Source organism: Streptomyces sp. NPDC002144 (assembly GCF_053593695.1).
Genome location: NZ_JBSFDB010000020.1, coordinates 149,885 through 169,921, shown reverse-complemented (window position 1 = coordinate 169,921; position 20,037 = coordinate 149,885). Strand labels below are relative to the sequence as shown.

17 protein-coding genes are annotated in these 20,037 nt (G+C 71.0%); 14 read left to right on the top strand and 3 right to left on the bottom strand.

Translation table 11 applies throughout. From position 1 onward, the window contains the following. From rsmI to ACWCQ1_RS28325, 11 genes are all read left to right on the top strand, one after another. Positions 1–861 (top strand): 16S rRNA (cytidine(1402)-2'-O)-methyltransferase, encoded by an 861-nt coding sequence (gene rsmI, locus ACWCQ1_RS28375; protein WP_451027650.1) that lies wholly within the window; start codon positions 1–3, stop codon positions 859–861. 244 nt (positions 862–1,105) lie between these two features. Next, positions 1,106–1,543, top strand: coding sequence for a hypothetical protein (locus ACWCQ1_RS28370; protein ID WP_358592699.1), 438 nt, complete (start codon positions 1,106–1,108; stop codon positions 1,541–1,543). Positions 1,544–1,590: 47 nt separating this feature from the next. Further along, a complete protein-coding gene (locus tag ACWCQ1_RS28365) occupies positions 1,591–2,508 on the top strand; it encodes a TatD family hydrolase (RefSeq protein WP_451027649.1) in 918 nt (305 codons plus the stop codon). A 121-nt stretch (positions 2,509–2,629) separates the two neighbouring features. After that, on the top strand, positions 2,630–4,006 hold the full coding sequence (locus ACWCQ1_RS28360) for a ubiquitin-like domain-containing protein (protein WP_451027648.1): 1,377 nt from the start codon (positions 2,630–2,632) through the stop codon (positions 4,004–4,006). Between the two features lie 60 nt (positions 4,007–4,066). Next, positions 4,067–4,975, top strand: coding sequence for a 16S rRNA (adenine(1518)-N(6)/adenine(1519)-N(6))-dimethyltransferase RsmA (gene rsmA, locus ACWCQ1_RS28355; protein WP_133045880.1), 909 nt, complete (start codon positions 4,067–4,069; stop codon positions 4,973–4,975). After that, a complete protein-coding gene (locus ACWCQ1_RS28350; protein WP_133045881.1) occupies positions 4,972–5,871 on the top strand; it encodes a 4-(cytidine 5'-diphospho)-2-C-methyl-D-erythritol kinase in 900 nt (299 codons plus the stop codon). The genes rsmA and ACWCQ1_RS28350 overlap by 4 nt, the downstream gene beginning before the upstream one ends. A 169-nt stretch (positions 5,872–6,040) precedes the next feature. Continuing rightward, positions 6,041–7,192 carry a peptidoglycan recognition protein family protein gene (locus ACWCQ1_RS28345; RefSeq protein ID WP_451027647.1) on the top strand — a complete coding sequence of 384 codons (1,152 nt, stop codon included), beginning with the start codon at positions 6,041–6,043 and terminating at the stop codon, positions 7,190–7,192. A 133-nt stretch (positions 7,193–7,325) separates the two neighbouring features. Continuing rightward, positions 7,326–9,131, top strand: coding sequence for an ABC-F family ATP-binding cassette domain-containing protein (locus tag ACWCQ1_RS28340; RefSeq protein ID WP_358592708.1), 1,806 nt, complete (start codon positions 7,326–7,328; stop codon positions 9,129–9,131). A 228-nt stretch (positions 9,132–9,359) separates the two neighbouring features. Beyond that, the gene (locus ACWCQ1_RS28335) at positions 9,360–11,195 is read left to right on the top strand and encodes an outer membrane protein assembly factor BamB family protein (RefSeq protein WP_358592709.1); all 1,836 of its coding nucleotides are present in this window, start codon (positions 9,360–9,362) and stop codon (positions 11,193–11,195) included. A 61-nt stretch (positions 11,196–11,256) separates the two neighbouring features. Next, positions 11,257–13,077, top strand: coding sequence for an outer membrane protein assembly factor BamB family protein (locus tag ACWCQ1_RS28330; RefSeq protein ID WP_358592711.1), 1,821 nt, complete (start codon positions 11,257–11,259; stop codon positions 13,075–13,077). A 206-nt stretch (positions 13,078–13,283) separates the two neighbouring features. Then, complete coding sequence (locus ACWCQ1_RS28325) at positions 13,284–14,000, top strand: helix-turn-helix transcriptional regulator (protein ID WP_208781227.1); 717 nt, start codon at positions 13,284–13,286, stop codon at positions 13,998–14,000. Between the two features lie 18 nt (positions 14,001–14,018). Here ACWCQ1_RS28325 and ACWCQ1_RS28320 read toward each other — a convergent pair whose 3' ends face one another. Both ACWCQ1_RS28320 and ACWCQ1_RS28315 read right to left on the bottom strand, forming a co-directional pair. Then, entirely contained in the window at positions 14,019–14,375 is a 357-nt protein-coding gene (locus ACWCQ1_RS28320) for a hypothetical protein (RefSeq protein WP_133045886.1), read from the bottom strand. A gap of 21 nt (positions 14,376–14,396) precedes the next feature. Further along, positions 14,397–16,076 carry a sodium:solute symporter family protein gene (locus ACWCQ1_RS28315; protein ID WP_207929864.1) on the bottom strand — a complete coding sequence of 560 codons (1,680 nt, stop codon included), beginning with the start codon at positions 16,074–16,076 and terminating at the stop codon, positions 14,397–14,399. Positions 16,077–16,198: 122 nt separating this feature from the next. Here ACWCQ1_RS28315 and galT point away from each other — a divergent pair, with 122 nt between their 5' ends. The 3 genes from galT to galK are packed head-to-tail and all read left to right on the top strand — an operon-like array spanning position 16,199 to position 19,373. Then, entirely contained in the window at positions 16,199–17,257 is a 1,059-nt protein-coding gene (gene galT, locus ACWCQ1_RS28310; RefSeq protein ID WP_451027646.1) for a galactose-1-phosphate uridylyltransferase, read from the top strand. Then, positions 17,257–18,219 (top strand): UDP-glucose 4-epimerase GalE, encoded by a 963-nt coding sequence (gene galE, locus ACWCQ1_RS28305; RefSeq protein WP_133045888.1) that lies wholly within the window; start codon positions 17,257–17,259, stop codon positions 18,217–18,219. The genes galT and galE overlap by 1 nt, the downstream gene beginning before the upstream one ends. Further along, the gene (galK, locus tag ACWCQ1_RS28300) at positions 18,219–19,373 is read left to right on the top strand and encodes a galactokinase (RefSeq protein WP_451027645.1); all 1,155 of its coding nucleotides are present in this window, start codon (positions 18,219–18,221) and stop codon (positions 19,371–19,373) included. The genes galE and galK overlap by 1 nt, the downstream gene beginning before the upstream one ends. Here galK and ACWCQ1_RS28295 read toward each other — a convergent pair. After that, complete coding sequence (locus tag ACWCQ1_RS28295) at positions 19,366–19,821, bottom strand: GNAT family N-acetyltransferase (RefSeq protein ID WP_358592912.1); 456 nt, start codon at positions 19,819–19,821, stop codon at positions 19,366–19,368. The genes galK and ACWCQ1_RS28295 overlap by 8 nt on opposite strands. Positions 19,822–20,037 lie beyond the last annotated feature (216 nt).

Here is a 20,037-nt window from a genome sequence, read left to right as displayed (position 1 = left end):
GTGACTGGAACCCTTGTCCTTGCGGGCACCCCCATCGGCGACATCGCGGACGCGCCTCCCCGGCTGGCGGAGGAACTGGCCGGGGCGGACGTGGTGGCCGCCGAGGACACCCGGCGCCTCAGGCGTCTGACACAGGCGCTGGGCGTGACGCCCAAGGGGCGCGTGGTGTCGTACTTCGAGGGCAACGAGTCCGCCCGGACGCCCGAACTGGTCGAGGAACTCGTCGGCGGCGCGCGCGTGCTGCTCGTGACCGACGCCGGCATGCCGTCGGTGTCGGACCCCGGCTACCGGCTGGTCGCCGCCGCCGTCGAACGGGACGTCCGGGTCACCGCCGTGCCCGGCCCGTCCGCCGTGCTCACCGCGCTCGCGCTGTCGGGGCTGCCCGTGGACCGGTTCTGCTTCGAGGGCTTCCTGCCGCGCAAGGCGGGCGAACGGCTCGGGCGGCTGCGCGAGGTCGCCGAGGAGCGGCGCACGCTCGTCTACTTCGAGGCCCCGCACCGGCTCGACGACACCCTCGCCGCCATGGCCGAGGTGTTCGGGACCGAGCGGCGCGCGGCGGTGTGCCGGGAGCTGACGAAGACGTACGAGGAGGTCAGGCGCGGTCTGCTGGGGGAGCTGGCGGAGTGGGCGGCGCAGGGGGTGCGCGGGGAGATCACCGTCGTGGTGGAGGGGGCGCCCGAGCGGGGCGCGCAGGACGTGAGCGCCGAGGAGCTCGTGCGCCGCGTGCGCCTGCGCGAGGAGGCCGGTGAGCGCCGCAAGGAGGCGATCGCGGCCGTCGCGGTGGAGGCGGGGTTGCCCAAGAGGGAGGTGTTCGACGCGGTTGTGGCCGCGAAGAACGCCGCTTCGGCGAGTGGTTCCTGAGGTGCTCGTGAACTGCGCCACACCCCCTCTGAGCAGGGCGCATCTCCGCTGAGCACGCGCCCCACAGCCAGGCAAAGGACTGTCGTGGAAAGCAAAGCCCCAGGGGGTGGGCGGGGCCGCTTTGGCAAGGAAAGTCCAAATCGACTCCAACAGTCGACAGGCCTGGTGCATTCACGCCGGCGGAAGCGTCCACTGGTCGAAGGGACGCACCCGTCCCTTTGTCCAGCGGACAAGAGGAGCTGGCATGAGTGAGATCGCGGGGCAGACCGGCCTCCGTGGCGCGGCGAGCGCAGTCGTGCACGAGTCGTATTCCTTCGCCTGCATGCGCTGCGGGCACGGCTGGGAGCAGTCGTACGAGATAGAGCACCACACGGACGCCGAGGGCCACGAGTTCGTGATGTATGTGGCGGGCGGACAGGTCGTGCCCTCTCCGCTGTCCAAGCCGACCTGCCTCAACTGCGACGGCCACGTGGTACGGATCATGCGGCCGGGCCAGGTCTCGTCGGTGCACGAGGCGGCGCACCGCCATCAGCACCGCGCGCCGCAGGCCGGGCCGGTCGAGGCTCCCGAGACGGCGCCCGAGACGGCGGCCGAGGGCGCGGAGGGCGCGGAGGCCGGGCAGCGCGACCACCACTGGCACCTGTCGGACCTCCTGCACCCCTTCCACCGCAAGGCGGGCTGACCGCTCCCCGAGCCGGGCGGGCATGCCCCCTTTCGTAGGATCGGGGCATGCCTTCCTCCACCTCCCGCGGCTCCACCTCGCGCGGCTCCACCTCCCGCGGCGACAAGAACGCGGCGCCGCCGCTCCCGGAGCCCCTCCGGGTGCCCGTCGCCGACTCCCACACCCACCTCGACATGCAGTCCGGCACGGTGGAGGAGGGACTTGCCAAGGCCGCCGCGGTGGGCGTGACGACGGTCGTGCAGGTCGGCTGCGACATCCGCGGCTCGCGGTGGGCCGCCGAGACCGCGGCGGCGTACGACGCCGTCCACGCGACGGTCGCCCTGCATCCCAACGAGGCGCCGCGCATCGTGCACGGGGACCCCGACGGCTGGTCCCGGCAGGGCGCGCGCGAGGCGGGAGGCGCGCGGGCGCTCGACGAGGCGCTCGCCGAGATCGACCGCCTGGCTGCGCTCCCCCAGGTCAAGGGCGTCGGCGAGACCGGCCTCGACTACTTCCGCACCGGGCCCGAGGGCAAGGAGGCGCAGGAGCACTCCTTCCGCGCCCACATCGAGATCGCCAAGCGGCACGGCAAGGCGCTCGTCATCCACGACCGCGACGCCCATGCGGACGTGCTGCGCGTGCTGAAGGAGGAGGGCGCCCCCGAGCGCACCGTCTTCCACTGCTACTCCGGCGACGCCGAGATGGCCGAGGTGTGCGCGAGCGCCGGGTACTTCATGTCCTTCGCCGGCAACGTCACCTTCAAGAACGCCCAGAACCTGCGGGACGCGGTCGCGGTGGCCCCGGCCGAGCTGCTCCTGGTGGAGACGGACGCGCCCTTCCTGACGCCGGCGCCGTACCGCGGACGGCCCAACGCGCCGTACCTCATTCCGGTCACGGTGCGTGCGATGGCCGCCGTGCGCGGCGTCGACGAGGACGCGCTGGCGTCGGCACTCGCCGCCAACACCGCACGCGCCTTCGGGTACTGACCCGCACCCGACCCACCCGAACACAACTCTGGGTAGCCGCGCCGCTTTGGAGAGTGACGGTCCCTCCGCTAGGTTCTGGGGGCCCTTTTCCGGACCCCTCCGGCCCCTGGAGCGTGTCGGCATGAGCAACTCGCAGCACCAGACGTACGAGCCACTTCCCACGGAGCCCCACACGGACCTGCACGCCGCCGAGACGCTGGCGTACGGGGTGTACACGGCGCCGGTGCCGTACCCGGACACCTACCGTCCCGCGCACGAGGCGCAGGGGGCCCACAGGGCCCACGGGACGCACGAGGCCTACGGCGCCCACGACGCCACCCTCCCGGCGCTCCAGCGCCAGGAGGAGAGGGAAGGCTCGGGGGGTCGGGGTGAGCGTCGGCGCAGGGCGCGCTCCGCGGAGCGCTCGGACGGGACCGTCCGCCGTCTGCTGCCGCAGGCGCTGGTCGTCGTCTTCCTCGCCGGCGGTACCACCGCCTTCGTCGCCAAGGACAAGGCGATCGAGCTGAGCGTCGACGGCAAGCCGCGCACCCTCCACACCTTCGCCGACGACGTGGACGAACTGCTCGCGGAGGAGGGCGTCGAGGTGGGGGCGCACGACGTGGTGGCGCCCGCCCCCGGCACGGCGCTCGCCAGCGGCGACGAGGTCGCCGTGCACTACGGGCGCCCGGTCCGGATCACGATCGACGGGCAGCGGCACGAGGTGTGGACGACGGCGCACACGGTCGAGGAGGCGCTCGCCCAACTGGGGGTGCGCGCGGAGGGGGCGTACCTGTCCACCGCGCGCTCCCAGCCCATCGGACGCGCCGGGCTCGCGCTCGACGTGCGCACCGAGCGCGCGGTGACCGTCATGGCCGACGGGCGTGCGCGGATGGTGCGGACGAACGCGGCGACCGTGCGCGAGGTCATCGAGCAGGCCGGTGTCAGACTGCACGGCGAGGACACCACGTCCGTGCCGGGGGACAGCTTCCCGCGCGACGGGCAGACGGTGACCGTGCTGCGGGTGACCGGCAGCCGGGAGGTGCGGGAGGAGACGATCCCGTTCCGTACGGAGCGCAAGGACGACCCCTCGCTGTTCAAGGGCACGCAGGTCGTCGAGCAGGTGGGGCAGCCGGGGCTGCGGCGGATCACGTACTCGCTGCGGACGGTCAACGGGGTCAGGCAGAAACCCCGCAAGGACGGCTCCGAGGTGGTGCGGCGGCCGCGGAAGCAGATCGTGAAGGTGGGCACGAAGCCGTTGCCGGCCTCCGTCTCCGGGGCCGACGGGCTGAACTGGCACGGGCTCGCCGCCTGTGAGTCGGGCGGGCGCCCGAACGCGGTGGATCCGTCGGGAACGTACGGAGGGCTGTACCAGTTCGACGCCCGGACCTGGCACAGCCTCGGGGGGAGCGGGCGGCCGCAGGACGCGCCGGCGGCGGAGCAGACGTTCCGGGCGAAGAAACTGTATGTGCGCCGGGGGGCCACCCCATGGCCGCACTGCGGGGCGCGGCTGCACGGGTGAGGGCCTGCCCGCGGCCACGGGGGCGCGAAGGCCGCGGTCGCTCCCCGTACTCTTGTCGCCGTGAGCAGTACTCCCTCCTCAGACGCCCTCCTCGGGCCCGCCGACGTCCGTGAACTCGCGGCCGCCCTCGGGGTGCGCCCCACCAAGCAGCGCGGGCAGAACTTCGTGATCGACGCGAACACCGTGCGCCGTATCGTGCGCACCGCGGAGGTCCGGCCGGACGACGTGGTGGTGGAGGTCGGTCCCGGGCTCGGCTCGCTCACCCTCGCGCTGCTGGAGGTCGCCGACCGTGTCACCGCCGTCGAGATCGACGACGTACTGGCGTCCGCGCTGCCCGCGACCATCGCGGCGCGCATGCCGGAGCGCGCCGGACGATTCGCGCTGGTGCACTCCGACGCGATGCACGTGACCGAACTGCCGGGCCCCGCCCCGACCGCGCTGGTCGCGAACCTGCCGTACAACGTCGCCGTTCCCGTGCTGCTGCACATGCTCGACACCTTCCCGGGCATCGAGCGCACCCTCGTCATGGTGCAGTCGGAGGTCGCCGACCGGCTCGCCGCCGCGCCCGGGTCGAAGGTGTACGGCGTCCCGTCCGTGAAGGCCAACTGGTACGCCGAGGTCAAGCGGGCCGGTGCGATCGGGCGGAATGTGTTCTGGCCCGCGCCGAACGTCGACAGCGGGCTGGTGGCGCTGAGGCGCAGGACCGAGCCGGTGAAGACCACGGCCTCGAAGAGGGAGGTCTTCGCCGTCGTGGACGCGGCGTTCGCCCAGCGGCGCAAGACGCTGCGCGCGGCGCTCGCCGGGTGGGCCGGTTCGGCCGCGGCGGCGGAGGCGGCCCTGGTCGCCGCCGGTGTGTCCCCGCAGGCACGCGGAGAATCCCTCACGGTCGAGGAGTTCGCACGCATCGCGGAGAACCGGCAAGCCCGCCCCGCCGACAGCGCCGACACCGAGGAGTCCGGTCTCCAGTGAGCGTCACCGTTCGCGTTCCCGCCAAGGTCAACGTCCAGCTCGCGGTGGGTGCCGCGCGCGCCGACGGATTCCACGACCTGGCCAATGTCTTCCTGGCGGTCGGGCTCTACGACGAGGTGACCGTGACGCCCGCCGAGGAACTGCGGGTCACCTGCGAGGGGCCGGACGCCGACCAGGTGCCCCTGGACCGTACGAACCTGGCGGCCCGGGCGGCCCTCGCGCTGGCGGAGCGGCGCGGCATCGAGCCGGCCGTGCACATCCACATCGCCAAGGACATCCCGGTCGCCGGCGGCATGGCGGGCGGCAGCGCGGACGGCGCCGGCGCGCTGCTGGCCTGCGACGCGTTGTGGCGGACCGGTGCCTCGCGTGCCGAACTGCTCTCCATCTGCGCCGAGTTGGGCAGCGACGTGCCGTTCAGCCTGGTGGGCGGGGCGGCGCTGGGTACCGGGCGGGGTGAGCGGCTGACGGCGCTGGAGGTCGGCGGGAGCTTCCACTGGGTGTTCGCGATGGCCGGGAGGGGGCTGTCGACGCCGGCCGTGTTCCGGGAGTTCGACCGCCTGGCGGAGGGCCGCGACATCCCGGAGCCGGTGGCCTCGCAGCCGCTGCTCGACGCCCTCGCCAAGGGCGACCCGGACGCGCTCGCCGCCGCCGTCTCCAACGACCTTCAGCCCGCGGCGATCTCCCTCTTCCCCGAACTCGCCGACACCCTCGCGGCGGGCCGCACGGCAGGCGCGCTTGCCGCGCTGGTCTCCGGCTCGGGCCCGACGACCGCGTTCCTCGCCCGCGACCCCGAGTCGGCGGCCAAGGTGGCGGAGGCACTGCGGAGTTCGGGCACCTGCGCCACGGTCCGCGCGGCCACGGGCCCGGCGCCGGGAGCGACCGTGGTCAAGGGCTGACGGCAGTCCGCGCCGCCGTGGTCGGGCTGCGACGACCACGGCGTACCCGACCGGCGATCTTCGCCCGATCTCCACAGGGATGTACTGCGACCGCGGTACGTGGGTGACGGATGGGGCGGCTAGGGTCCGTTGATACTTCAAGCGCCTGGTCGACCGAAGGACCGAGTTCGTGCCGCAGCCCCCCACGCCCCCTGTGCCCTTCACGCCCTCCACGCCCCCTGCGCCGCCCACCTCCTCGCACCGCAGGAAGCGTTCCCTCTCCCGTCGTGGTGTCATCGCCGGTGCCACGGCCGTGGCCGGCGGGGCCGCGCTGACGCCGGTGGTGTTCGCGGCCACCGACTCCGGCGCCGCTGGTACCACCGACTCCGGGAACGCGGGATCCGCGACCGAGCCGGAGACGTTCCCGGCCACCCGTACCGCCGCCGCGACCGGCCCCGGTACGGCCACCACGACCTTCGCCGCCACCTACGTCGGCGTCCGCTGGAGCGGGGCCGACGGCGCGGGCATCCGCTTCCCGGGTGACGCCTCCTTCCGGACGCTCGGCGGCGGCTGCGCGACCGTGGACGGCGGCGGTACGGCCCTGGTGGCGGCCGGCAACGCCAAGACGTACGACGTCGAGGCGCCGGACGGGACGACCCAGGTGCGCTCGCTGGCGATCGACACCCTGCGCGGCCCGGACCGCAGCGTCGAGGTGCCGAGCGAGCCCACGCGCGTGCGTGGCGTGCGGTATCTGTCGCGGCCGGCCTGGGGCGCCGACGAGTCCAAGCGGTACAAGGACGGCCAGGTCAACTCGCCGGAGAAGTACTACGCGTTGCAGTCGATCACGGTGCACCACACGGACACCCCGAACGACGACCCGGACCCGGCGGCGACCGTCCGCGCGATCTACGAGTACCACGCGGTCACCCTGGACTGGGGCGACATCGGCTACCACTTCCTGATCGACGAGGCCGGCAACGTCTACGAGGGCCGTTACTCCGGCGACGACGGCATCCCGGCCTTCGACCCCGACGGCGACGTCGTCACCGCCTTCCACACCGCGGGCTTCAACTCCGGCAACCTCGGCATCGCCCTCATCGGCACCCTCGTCGACCAAGGCCCCACGGACGCCGCCAAGGCCTCGCTGACCCGGCTGATCAAGGTGATCGCCCGCTTCAAGGGCCTCGACCCGCAGGCGAGGATCACCTACACCAACCCGGTCAACGGCGTCACCAATGACGTCACCACGGTCAGCGGCCACCGCGACTGGCTCCAGACCGACTGCCCCGGCCGGACGATGTACGACCTCCTGGACGAAGTCCGCACGGCCGCGTCCCGGTAACCCAGGGGGGTTTTCCACACCCCGAGGTTCGCCACAGCCCCGAGGTTTTCCACAGGCCACCCCGCTCGGGATCGGTCACCGATCGGCGCGCACTAGGCTGGGAGGCTGATCGATCCCCCTGGGCAGGAGAGAAATGGCCGTCAATCTGGTCAATGTCGAGAACGTCAGCAAGGTGTACGGCACTCGTGCCCTCCTCGACGGCGTCTCCCTCGGCGTCTCCGAAGGCGACCGGATCGGGGTGGTCGGCCGCAACGGTGACGGCAAGACGACGCTGATCCGGATGCTGGCCAAGCTGGAGGAGGCCGACACCGGGCGCGTGACGCATTCCGGCGGGCTGCGCCTGGGCGTGCTCACGCAGCACGACTCCCTGGACCCCACCGCCACCGTGCGGCACGAGGTCATCCGGGACATGGCCGACCACGAGTGGGCGGGCAACGCCAAGGTCCGGGACGTGCTCACCGGGCTGTTCGGCGGCCTCGACCTCCCCGGGTTCCCGCAGGGGCTCGACACCGTCATCGCGCCCCTGTCCGGCGGCGAGCGGCGCCGTATCGCGCTGGCCAAGCTGCTCATCGAGGAGCAGGACCTGGTCGTCCTCGACGAGCCCACCAACCACCTGGACGTCGAGGGCATCGCCTGGCTGGCGAAGCATCTGCGCGAGCGCCGCTCCGCGCTGGTCTGCGTCACGCACGACCGCTGGTTCCTCGACCAGGTCTGCACGCGCATGTGGGACGTGCAGAAGGGCGACGTCTACGAGTACGAGGGCGGCTACTCGGACTACGTCTTCGCGCGTGCCGAGCGCGAGCGCATCGCCGCCACCGAGGAGGCCAAGCGGCAGAACCTGGTCCGCAAGGAGCTGGCCTGGCTGCGCCGCGGGGCGCCCGCGCGGACGTCCAAGCCGCGCTTCCGCGTCGAGGCCGCCAACGAGCTCATCAAGGACGTGCCGCCGCCCCGGGACAGCAGCGAGCTGATGAAGTTCGCGTCCTCGCGGCTCGGCAAGACGGTCTTCGACCTCGAGGACGTCACCGTGCAGGCCGGCCCCAAGGTGTTGCTGAAGCACGTGACCTGGCAGCTCGGCCCCGGCGACCGCATCGGCCTGGTCGGTGTCAACGGCGCCGGCAAGACCTCCCTGCTGCGGGCGATGGCGGACGCGGCCCGCAGCGAGGGCGAGACGCAGCCCGCCGGTGGCCGCGTCACCGTCGGCAGGACCGTCAAGCTCGCCTACCTCTCCCAGGAGGTCGCGGAGCTGAACCCGAACACCCGAGTCCTGGAAGCCGTCCAGCAGGTGCGCGAGCGCGTCGACCTCGGCAAGGGCCGGGAGATGACCGCCGGTCAGCTGTGCGAGACGTTCGGCTTCAACAAGGAGAAGCAGTGGACGCCGGTCGGCGACCTCTCCGGCGGTGAGCGCCGACGGCTGCAGCTGCTGCGGCTGCTGATGGACGAGCCCAACGTCCTCTTCCTCGACGAGCCCACCAACGACCTCGACATCGAGACCCTCACCCAGCTCGAGGACCTCCTCGACGGCTGGCCCGGCTCGATGATCGTCATCTCCCACGACCGGTTCTTCGTCGAGCGCACCACGGACCGTGTGTTCGCCCTCCTCGGCGACGCCACCCTGCGGATGCTGCCGCGCGGCATCGACGAGTACCTGGAGCGCCGGCGGCGGATGGAGGAGGCTGTCGCGGCGGCCGCGACGCCCGCCGCGGAGAAGCCGGCGCCCGAGCGGAGCGCCGCCGACCAGCGCGCCGCCAAGAAGGAACTGCAGAAGATCGAGCGGCAGTTGGACAAGATCTCCGAGCGGGAGACCAAGCTGCACGCCCAGATCGCCGAGAACGCCACCGACTTCGCGAAGGTTGCCGAACTGGACGCCGAGCTACGGGAGTTGGGAGGTCAGCGCGAGGAGCTGGAGCTGCGCTGGCTGGAACTCGCCGACGACGCGTGAAGGCTGAGTGCTGTGCTTTTCTGGGGGGATACGCCCCCAGGCCCTCCGCGCGTAACAGGGGTATCACGGGCCGGTCGTCCCTTGGGAACAGGGGATGAACCGGCCCCGTGCGTTGTCGGTGGCGGGTGATAGAAAGGGCCGCCTGAGAGTTTTCTGAGCACGACGCCGGGTCACCGCGTACGTCAGGGCGTGGCCGGAAATCAGTGATCGAACGGGGGAGAGGCGCTGATGGCTCAGCCGCCCAGTCAGCCGCCGCAGGGCGGCTTCGGAGCACCGCAGGACCAGCCGCCGCACCAACCGCAGCAGCAGCCTCAGCCCCCGCAGGGCGCCTTCGGAGCGCCACCGCCTCCGCAGGGTCCGCCGCAGACGCCACCGCCACCCCAGAGTCCGCCCCAGCCCGGTTACGGCCACCCCCAGACACCGCGGCCCCCGCAGCCACCCCAGCAACAGGGCCCGTACGCCCAGCAGTCGGGCCCCTATGCCCAGCCGGGCCCGTACGCGCAGCCCGGTCCCTACGGACAGCCCGGCCCGTACGGGCAGCCGCAGCAGCCCGGGCCGTACGGACAGCAGCCCGGTTACGGCTACCCGCCTCAGCCCCAGTACCCGGGTGCCCCCGGCACCGCGCCCCCGGGCTCCGGGGGCCGCTTCAAGGGCAGGACCGGCGTCGTGATCGTGGCGGCCGTCGCCGCGCTGGCCGTCATCGGCGGCACCGTCTACGCGGTGACCAGCGGCGGCTCGGACGACAAGAAGCCGGTCGCGCACAAGAGCGACGATCCCAAGCCGTCCGCCTCCGACACCCCGGTCGACCAGGGCGACGGCAGCGGCGACGGCGGCGCCGACCCGGAGAACCTCAACGAGGGCCGCCAGGCCGGTGAGGCGAAGGTCCTCTGGTACAAGTCGGCACCGGACGCGCCCGGCGCGGGCGCCGACGCGCCCGGCATGTGGATCACCGGCAAGGCCGCGGTGAAGGCCGCGTACAAGCAGGTGTTCGCCTTCAAGGTCGGTGACGGCACGCCGGCCTGGGGGACCGTCGGTTTCCCGCAGAAGATCTGCGCGGTCACCCCCGAGAAGTCGGCGGACGACAAGATCGTGGTCGCCTACGAGAGCGGCACCAGCGACCGCGCCAAGTGCAACAAGCTCCAGCAGTTGGATCTGAACACCGGCGCCAAGGGCTGGAGCACAACGCTCGCCGACGGCGCGCTGTTCGACAGCAGCATCAGCATCAGCATGTCCGTCACCGGCCGGACGGTGATGGTGGGCCGCTCGCAGTCCGGCGTCGCGTTCGACATCGACAGCGGCAAGAAGCTGTTCGACAAGACCAAGTACGGCAGCGCCTGCTTCCCGACCGCCTTCGCGGGCGGCGGCAGGCTGATCTCCGTCGCCTCCTGCGGCGCCGGCGGGTCCGACGAGCACGACGAGATGCAGGAGCTCGACCCGAGGACCGGAAAGGTCCGGTGGACGCGGAAGTTCGACAAGGGCTGGACGGTCGCGCGGATGTACTCCGTCGACCCGCTCGTCGTGTACAGCACGAACGAGGACAAGAAGGCGTGGAACATCTCCGCCTTCAACGCGAACGGCACCTTCCGCTCGCAGGTCGGCTTCGACGAGGACTTCGCGCCGCAGTGCGGCTGGGCGATCCTCTCCCGTGATCTGCAGGGCTGCAAGGGTGTCGCCTCCGACGCGACCACGCTGTATCTGCCGACGGAGGCGAGCGGCGGGGCGAACGAGGTCGTCGCGATCAACCTCGCCACCGGCAAGGCGAAGTGGCGGGTGAAGTCCCCGGCGGACGAGTCGATGCTGCCGATGAAGGTCGAGGGCGGCAGGCTGCTGGCGTATGTGCAGCCGTCGTACGACGCGGGCGGCGAGGTCGTGTCGATCCCGACCGCAGGTTCGGACCACAAGCCGGTGAAGCTGCTGCAGAACCCGGCGTCCACGGCCCAGATCGAGAACGGCTTCTTCTCCAAGGACTTCGACTGGGTCGACGGTCGCTTCTATCTCTCGACCACCCGGCTGACCGGCAACGACGACGCGAAGGAGAAGCTGATGCTCGCCTTCGGCAAGTAGCGCTTCCCCGTCCCGGCCACTGCCGTCCGTCGTCCCCACCGCCGCTCACGAGGTACCCACCATGACCCAGCCGCCGCCCCCACCGCCCAACGAGCCCCCGCAGCAGCCCGGTTTCGGCGCCCCGCAACAGGCGCCGCAGCCGCCCGCCCAGCCGGGCCAGGGCCACCCCCAGGCCCCGCAGCCCCCGCACACCCCGCCCGCGCAGCCGCCCGGCTACGGCTACCCGCAGGCCCCCCAGCCCCCGTACGGGCAGCCGCCCCAGGGACAGCCCCCGCAGCAGCCGTACGGCTACCCGGGCCAGCAGCCGAACCCCTACGCCCAGCCCGCCCCGCCGTACGGTCAGCAGCCCAACCCCTATGCCCAGCAGCCCGGTTACGGCTATCCGCAGCAGACGGTGCCCCTGCAGGCGCAGTCCGGGCAGCCGGGCGGCGGGCGGAAGATCAACGCGCAGGTGGCCATCATCGTCTCCGCGGTCGTCGCCATCGCGCTGATCGTCACCGGTGGCATCTGGTACGCCCATTCCGGCAAGAACGACGGCAAGAAGGACGACACCGCGAACTCCACCGGCGGCGCTACCGGCGGGAGCGACGGCAAGAGCGACACCGGCGGCACCTCCACCAAGGGCGACGAGAAGGTGCCCGCCGACACCACCTCGCACGTGCTGTACCAGATCCCTATGCCCAAGGTCGACGACACCACCGTCGTCTCCGGCTCGTGGCTGACCGACAAGGCGTACGTCAAGAGCGGCGTCGCCGAGATCAACGGCTACGACCGCGACAAGGGCACCAAGCTGTGGACGATCAAGCTGCCCGGCCCGGTCTGCACGACGAGCAGGTTCACGACGGACGACGACAGGGCCGCCGTCGTCTTCCAGCCCAGGATGCCGCCCAAGAGCAGCACGGCGGGCTGCAGCCAGGTCGCGGCGATCGACCTCGACGCGGGCAGGAAGCTGTGGACGAAGACGGTCGACGCCGGTGACCAGCCGATCAACTTCGACAACGTCACGGTCAGCGGGACGACGGTCGCCGCGGGCGGCACCAGCGGCGGCGCCGCCTTCGACATCGGCAGCGGCACGTCCCTGTGGGCCCCGAAGGCCACCGACACCTGCTACGACGCCGGGTACGGCGGCGGCAAGAAGCTGGTCGCGGTCCGCAAGTGTGGCTCGTACGGCCAGCGGCAGCTGCACATCCAGACCATCGACCCCAAGAGCGGGAAGGTGATCTCCGAGTACAAGATGAGCCAGGGCATCGAGTACGCGGCGATCGTGTCGACGAACCCCCTGGTCGTGGCGGCCGACGTCGGCGACAGCGCGGGCGACGGCAGCGGCATCTCGGACTTCTTCTCCATCGACGACAGGACCGGCAAGCTCATCACGAGGATCTCCGCACCGGGCAAGCAGTACGCGGCCCGCTGCGACGGCATCTCGAAGATCGAGTACTGCACGGGTCTCGCGGTCGGCGGCGGCAAGCTGTACATCCCCACCGAGGAGCACGACGGCACCGGCGAGTACAGCCGGACCAACGAGATCGTCGTCTTCGACCTCACCACCGGCAAGCAGACCGGCCAGCGCGCCGACGCCGGCGACGGCTACACCATCACCCCGCTGCGCATGGACGGCGACAACGTGATCGCCTACAAGCGCCCGCCGTACGACAAGGGCGGTCAGGTCGTCAGCATCGACGGGGGCACGTTCAAGGAGACGAAGCTGCTGGAGAACCCGTCCACGCAGGCGGTGCGGGACGCGGAGACGAGCATGTCGCCGGACTACTCGGAGATCCTGTACTCCCAGGGCCACCTGTACATGTCCGGTGTCTTCGCGGACAAGGCGTCGGGTACGAGTGGCAGGCAGTATCTGGCGCTCGCGTTCGGTACCGGAGGCTGAACACCGCGATCCCGACGATATGCAAGATATTCCGTCTATCCGGGGCACTTCTCACCGGTAGGGGGAGCGCAACGTCGAACAAGCGTGTAGCTTCCGGGGGCATGAAGAGCGGGGGAGCCGGGAGGGGGCTCCTGGCCGCGCGGACCAGTGGGCATCCATAGTGGGGCATCCATGGAGATCCATTGGGGGGACTGGGGGGTTGCTCGATGGGAGTGCGGCTCATGGTGGTCGACGACCACCGACTGCTCGCCGAGGCGCTGGCCTCGGCGCTGAAGCTGCGAGGGCACCGGGTGCTCGCCGCCGCGGCGCCCGCCGCCGGCGCGGCGGAGCTGGTGATCACCCGTGCGCCGGAGGTGTGTCTGCTGGGGACGGCGACACCGGCCGAGCCGGGCATCTTCGACCCGGTGGTGCGGATCAAACGGGAGCGCCCGCAGGTGGCGGTCCTGGTGCTGGGCCCGGTGCCCAGCCCCCGTGGCATCGCGGCGGCCTTCGCCGCGGGCGCCTCCGGCTACGTACGCCACGACGAGCGCATCGAGGGGGTCGAGCGGGCCATCATGAAGGCCCGGGCCGGTGAGGCGGCGGTCGCGCCCCAGCTGCTCCAGGGCGCGTTCAGCGAGCTGCTCAATCCCGCCGCGCAGCCCGACGACGAGGGCCAGCGGCTGCTGCAGATGCTCACCCCGAGGGAGGTCGAGGTCCTGGTCCGGGTCGCCGACGGCGAGGACACCCGGCTGATCGCGGCCGGCATGGGCATCGCCCCGTCCACCGCGCGCACCCATGTCCAGCGGGTCCTGATGAAACTGGGCGTCGGCTCCCGCCTGGAGGCGGCGGCCCTGGCCGCGCGCACGGGCCTGCTGGACCGGGCGGGACCCCTGCCGCAGCACGCGGCACCGACGGAGAGCGGGACGGGGCCGGAGGCGCTGTAGCCTCCGACCCCGTGCTCGTCATGCGGCGGGCTTGTCCGGCAGGTCCTCGGGCGTGACCTCGGGGACCGTCGGCGGGGTCGGGCGCAGCTTCAGCCAGGCCAGGAAGAAGATGCCCAGCAGCAGCATCCCGATCCCGGTCCACAGGTTGATGTTGACGCCCTGTGCCTTGTCTATGGCGGACTGGTCGTCGGCGATGCCGGCGATGGTGACGATGACGCCGTAGACGACGAACAGGCCACCGATGATGCGCCGCAGGTCGAAGATGCGGGCGGCGGTCGCCGACTTCTGCTGCAGCTCGGTGACCTCGCGCTGGACGTCCTGCTCGGAGTACGCGTGGCGCTCGGGGCGGTCGGAGGGGCTGGAAAACTCGGACATGGTCTCTCAATCCTCCCGCGGTCAGAACGAGAACGGGATGTAGCAGGCGGCCGCGATGACGATCGCGCCCCAGCCCAGCAGGGCGGGCCTGCGGTACCAGGCCTCGTCGCCGGGGGCTGGCGGCTCGGTCATGCCGGGGGAGGTGGTGCCGTAGACCAGGCCCTGGAGCTCCTCGGCGGGCTTGGGCTTGGTGAACAGGGACACGACGACCATCACCACCGCGCCGGCGACGAAGCCGACGATCGCGGAGACGAAGTTGGCGCCCTGGTCGGAGGGGATGTCGATGATGCCCTTCTTGTAGATCACGAAGTAGTTCACCATCGCGGCCACGGTGCCGGCGAGCAGCCCCCAGAAGCCGGACTTCGTGGACGCGCGCTTCCAGAACATGCCGACGATGAAGACGACGAACATCGGCACGTTGAAGAAGGAGAACAGCGTCTGCAGGTAGCTCATGATGTTGGAGAACGACGAGGCCAGGAACGCCGTGCCGACGGAGGCGCAGACGCCGATCACCGTGATCAGGCGGCCGAAGCGGACGTAGTACTCGTCCTCGCGGCCCCGTACCACGTACCGGCCCCAGATGTCGTTGGTGAACACCGTGTTGAAGGAGGACACGTTGGCCGCCATGCCGGCCATGAAGGCGGCCAGCAGACCGGTCACCGCGATGCCGAGGACGCCGTTGGGCAGCAGCTGCGACATCAGGTAGGGGATGGCGTCGTTGTACTGGTAGCCGGACTTGGCGGTGCCGAAGCCGGGGATCAGCGCGGCGGCGACCAGGCCGGGGATCATCACGAGGAAGACGATGAAGATCTTCGGGTACGCGGCGATCAGCGGGGTGCGCTGGCCGGCGGAGAGGTTCTTGGCGGACAGGGCGCGCTGCACCTCGGCGAAGTTGGTGGTCCAGTAGCCGAAGGACAGCACGAAGCCGAGGCCGAGCACGATGGTCAGCCAGTTGGCGCCCAGCGGGTTGGAGCTGCCGATCCCGGTGCCGCCCCAGGCGGTGGTGAAGTTCGCGCCGTGGGTCGCGGTCAGCTTGTCGGTCAGGCCGCCCCAGCCGCCGACCTTCTTCAGGCCCAGCACCACGATCGGGATGAGGGCCGCGAGGATCACGAAGAACTGCAGCACCTCGTTGTAGATGGCCGAGGAGAGACCGCCGAGGGTGATGTACGCCAGCACGAAGGCGCCCGCCACCACGATCGCCACCCACTGCGGCCAGCCCAGCAGCGCCTCCACGACGATCGCGAGCGCGTACAGGTTCACACCGGCGATCAGAATGGCGGCGAAGGCGAACAGGATCGAACTGAGCAGGTGTGCGCCCTTGTCGAAGCGCAGCAGCAGCATCTCGGGAACCGAGCGGACCTTGCTGCCGTAGTAGAAGGGCATCATCACCAGGCCGAGGAAGACCATGGCGGGAATGGCGCCGATCCAGTACCAGTGCACGGTGTACGCGCCGTACTGCGCGCTGTTGGCCGCCATGCCGAGGATCTCGGTGGCGGCGAGGTTGGCGGAGATGAAGGCGAGTCCGGTGATCCAGGCGGGCAGGGAGCGACCGGAGAGGAAGAAGTCCAGGCTGGTCTTCACCGATCTGCGGGCGGCGAAGCCGATCCCGAGGACGACGGCGAAGTAGATGGCGAGGATCGTGTAGTCGAGCCCGTTCGTGGGGAGGCGGAGCTCGGCTGCCAGGTATGGGGGGATGTGCACCTGGTTATTCAACACTTTTGCTGATGTCCTTTGTTTGATTGTGACGTTGACGCAGGTGGTGCCTTGTGTTTCGATGTGTTTGGTTCTGTTTGAAGATTGAGTGGCTCGAATAGGGAGTCGCAGTGAAGAAGACCTCGACCCGCCTGGCCGACGGTCGCGAGTTGATCTACTACGACCTGCGCGACGACAACGTCCGCGACGCGGTGGACAAGCGACCGCTGGAGCGGACCCACACCACCTCCGAGATCCGCCGTGACCCGCTGCTCGGCGACAGCGTTGCCATCGCCTCGCACCGGCAGGGACGCACCTACCACCCCCCGGCCGACGAGTGCCCCCTGTGTCCGTCCAAGGACGGCAGGCTGAGCGAGATCCCGGACTCCTCGTACGACGTCGTGGTCTTCGAGAACCGTTTCCCCTCCCTGGCCGGCGACTCCGGGCGCTGTGAGGTCGTCTGCTTCACCTCCGACCACAACGCCTCCTTCGCGGACCTCACCGAGGAACAGGCCGCCCTGGTCCTGGAGGCGTGGACCGACCGCACCTCCGAGCTGTCGCATCTCCCCTCCGTGGAGCAGGTGTTCTGCTTCGAGAACCGGGGTGCGGAGATCGGTGTGACACTCGGACATCCGCACGGCCAGATCTACGCGTACCCCTTCACCACCCCTCGCACCGCGCTGATGCTGGGCCAACTCGCCCAGCACAAGGAGGCGACGGGCGGGGAGAACCTCTTCGATCATGTTCTCGAGCGTGAACTCGCCGACGAGCGCGTCGTCCTCGAGGGTGAACACTGGGTGGCCTTCGTGCCTTACGCGGCGCACTGGCCCTACGAGGTCCACCTCTACCCCAAGCGCCGGGTGCCCGACCTGCTCGGACTCGACGAGGACGCGCGCACAGAGTTCCCCAAGGTGTATCTGGAACTCTTGAGGCGCTTCGACCGGATTTTCGGTGAGAGCGAGTCGCCGACGCCGTACATCGCGGCCTGGCACCAGGCGCCGTTCGGCGCGCTGGAGGAGTTCGAGGGCGTCAACCGGGACGACTTCGCGCTCCACCTCGAGCTTTTCACCATCCGCCGAACCTCCGGCAAGCTGAAGTTCCTCGCGGGTTCCGAGTCCGGCATGAGTGTGTTCATCAACGACATCCGGCCGGAGGCCGCGGCCGAGCGACTGCGAGAGGTAGCGAGTTGATGAAGTACCTGGTGACGGGTGGCGCGGGTTACGTCGGCAGTGTCGTGGCCCAGCACCTGCTGGAGGCCGGACACGAGGTCGTCGTCCTCGACAACCTGACGACCGGTTTCCGCGAGGGCGTGCCCGCCGGGGCCGCGTTCGTCGAGGGCGACATCCGTGACGCCGCGAAGTGGCTGGACTCCTCCTTCGAAGCGGTCCTGCACTTCGCCGCCTCCTCCCAGGTCGGCGAGTCGGTCGTGAAGCCCGAGAAGTACTGGGACAACAACGTCGGCGGCACCATGGCGCTGCTCGGCGCGATGCGCGACGCGGGCGTGCGCAAGCTCGTCTTCTCCTCCACCGCGGCCACCTACGGCGAGCCCGAGCAGGTCCCGATCGTCGAGACCGCGCCCACCAAGCCGACCAACCCCTACGGCGCCACCAAGCTCGCCGTCGACCACATGATCACCGGCGAGGCGAACGCCCACGGCCTGGCCGCGGTCTCCCTGCGCTACTTCAACGTGGCCGGCGCCTACGGCACCTGCGGCGAGCGCCACGACCCCGAGTCCCACCTGATCCCGCTCGTGCTCCAGGTCGCCCAGGGCCGGCGCGAGGCCATCTCCGTCTACGGCGACGACTACCCGACGCCCGACGGCACCTGCGTGCGCGACTACATCCACGTCGCGGACCTCGCCGAGGCCCATCTGCTCGCCCTCGGGGCCGCCACCCCCGGCGAGCACCTGATCTGCAACCTCGGCAACGGCGAGGGCTTCTCGGTCCGCGAGGTGATCGAGACCGTCCGCCGGGTCACCGGGCACCCGATCCCCGAGGTCGTGGCCCCGCGCCGGGGCGGCGACCCGGCGGTCCTGGTGGCCTCGGCCGCCACGGCCCGCGAGAAGCTCGGCTGGAACCCGTCCCGCGCGGACCTCGCGGGCATCGTCGCGGACGCCTGGGAGTTCGCTCAGCACATCGCAAGGGAGCAGTAGTGGGTGCACAGCAGGTCCGGGAAGGCTTCGCCGCGCTGTACGGGGCCGAGCCGGAGGGTGTCTGGTCGGCGCCGGGACGCGTCAACCTCATCGGTGAGCACACCGACTACAACGACGGCTTCGTGATGCCCTTCGCGCTGCCGCACGTGGCGACGGCGGCCGTCTCCCGGCGCACGGACGGCGTCCTGCGCCTGCACTCCGAGGACGTCGAGGGCGGCGTCGCGGAGCTGCGCCTGGACGACCTGGCCCCCGAGACGGACCGGAACTGGACGGCGTACCCGGCGGGCGTGGTCTGGGCCCTGCGCGAGGCCGGCCACGCCGTGACCGGCGCCGACGTCCACCTCGCCTCCACGGTCCCCTCGGGGGCCGGCCTGTCCTCGTCGGCGGCGCTGGAGGTCGTGATCGCGCTCGCCCTCAACGACCTGTACGAACTGGGGCTGCAGCGCTGGCAGCTGGCCCGGCTGTGCCAGCGCGCGGAGAACGTCTACGTCGGCGCCCCGACCGGCATCATGGACCAGACGGCGTCCGCGTGCTGCGAGGAGGGCCACGCCCTCTTCCTCGACACCCGGGACCTCTCCCAGCAGCAGATCCCCTTCGACCTGGCCGCCGAGGGCATGCGTCTGCTGGTGGTCGACACCCAGGTCAAGCACGCCCACAGCGAGGGCGAGTACGGCAAGCGCCGGGCCGGCTGCGAGCGGGGCGCGGCCCTGCTCGGCGTCGACGCCCTGCGCGACATCCCCTACGCCGGCCTCGACGAGGCCCTCGCGCGGCTCGGTGACGACGAGGAGGCGGTCCGCCTGGTCCGCCACGTCGTCACGGAGGACGAGCGGGTGGAACAGACCGTGGCCCTGCTGCGCTCGGGCGAGACCCGCGCCATCGGCCCGGTCCTGGTCGCGGGGCACGCCTCCCTGCGCGACGACTTCCGCATCTCCTGCCCGGAGCTGGACCTGGTCGTCGACACCGCCCTGGCCGCCGGCGCGCTCGGCGCCCGGATGACCGGCGGCGGCTTCGGCGGCTCGGCGATCGTCCTGGCGGAGGCCGCCGACGTGGACACGATCACCAAGGCGGTCGAGGAGGCCTTCGCCTCCGGCGGTTACACGGCACCCCGGGTGTTCGAGGCCGTACCGTCGGCAGGTGCCCGCAGGGTCAGCTGAGCCGCTTCGTCAAGGTGTACTCCGTGATCCCCGGCGGATAGTCGGGGATCACGCACACCACGTCGTACCCCTGCTTGCGGTAGAAGTCCGGCGCCTGGAAGTCCCACGTCTCCAGCCGGGCGGATGCGCACCCGCGTTCGTCCCGCGCCAGAGCCTCCGCCGTCGCGAGCAGTTGCGAACCCAGACCCATGCCGCGGTGGCGTTCGTCCACCCACAGATAGGTCACGTGCAGCCACGTCGTCCACGTGTGGCCGACGAGTCCGCCCGCCAGGTCACCCGTGTCGTCCAACGCCCAGACGTGGAGCGGAAGTTCGCGTTCACCTGGGGTTCCGCGCAGGGCGCCCAGCACGGGGGAGGCCGCCGTGTTGGTGTCGCGCAGCCGGATTCGGAGAAGATCGCGCCGGGCCTTGTCGACTTCTGTCTCAAGACGAAACATGCGGCTCACGATAAACGTGCCGGACAGCCAGTTCTGCAAATTACCTTCCCCTCCCGGCCCCCGGCCGTACCCTGATGAACAGCACCGGTGGGGGCCGGTGCCGATCAGGGGGCGAGACAGTCGGGTTCGACGCCCGAAGTGGGGGTAGCAGTTCCGCACGGCGGCGGCCGCGGCGGGCCATCGCGCTTCGGGCGTCGTACCCGCGCCCGTACCGTCTCCCGACAAAGG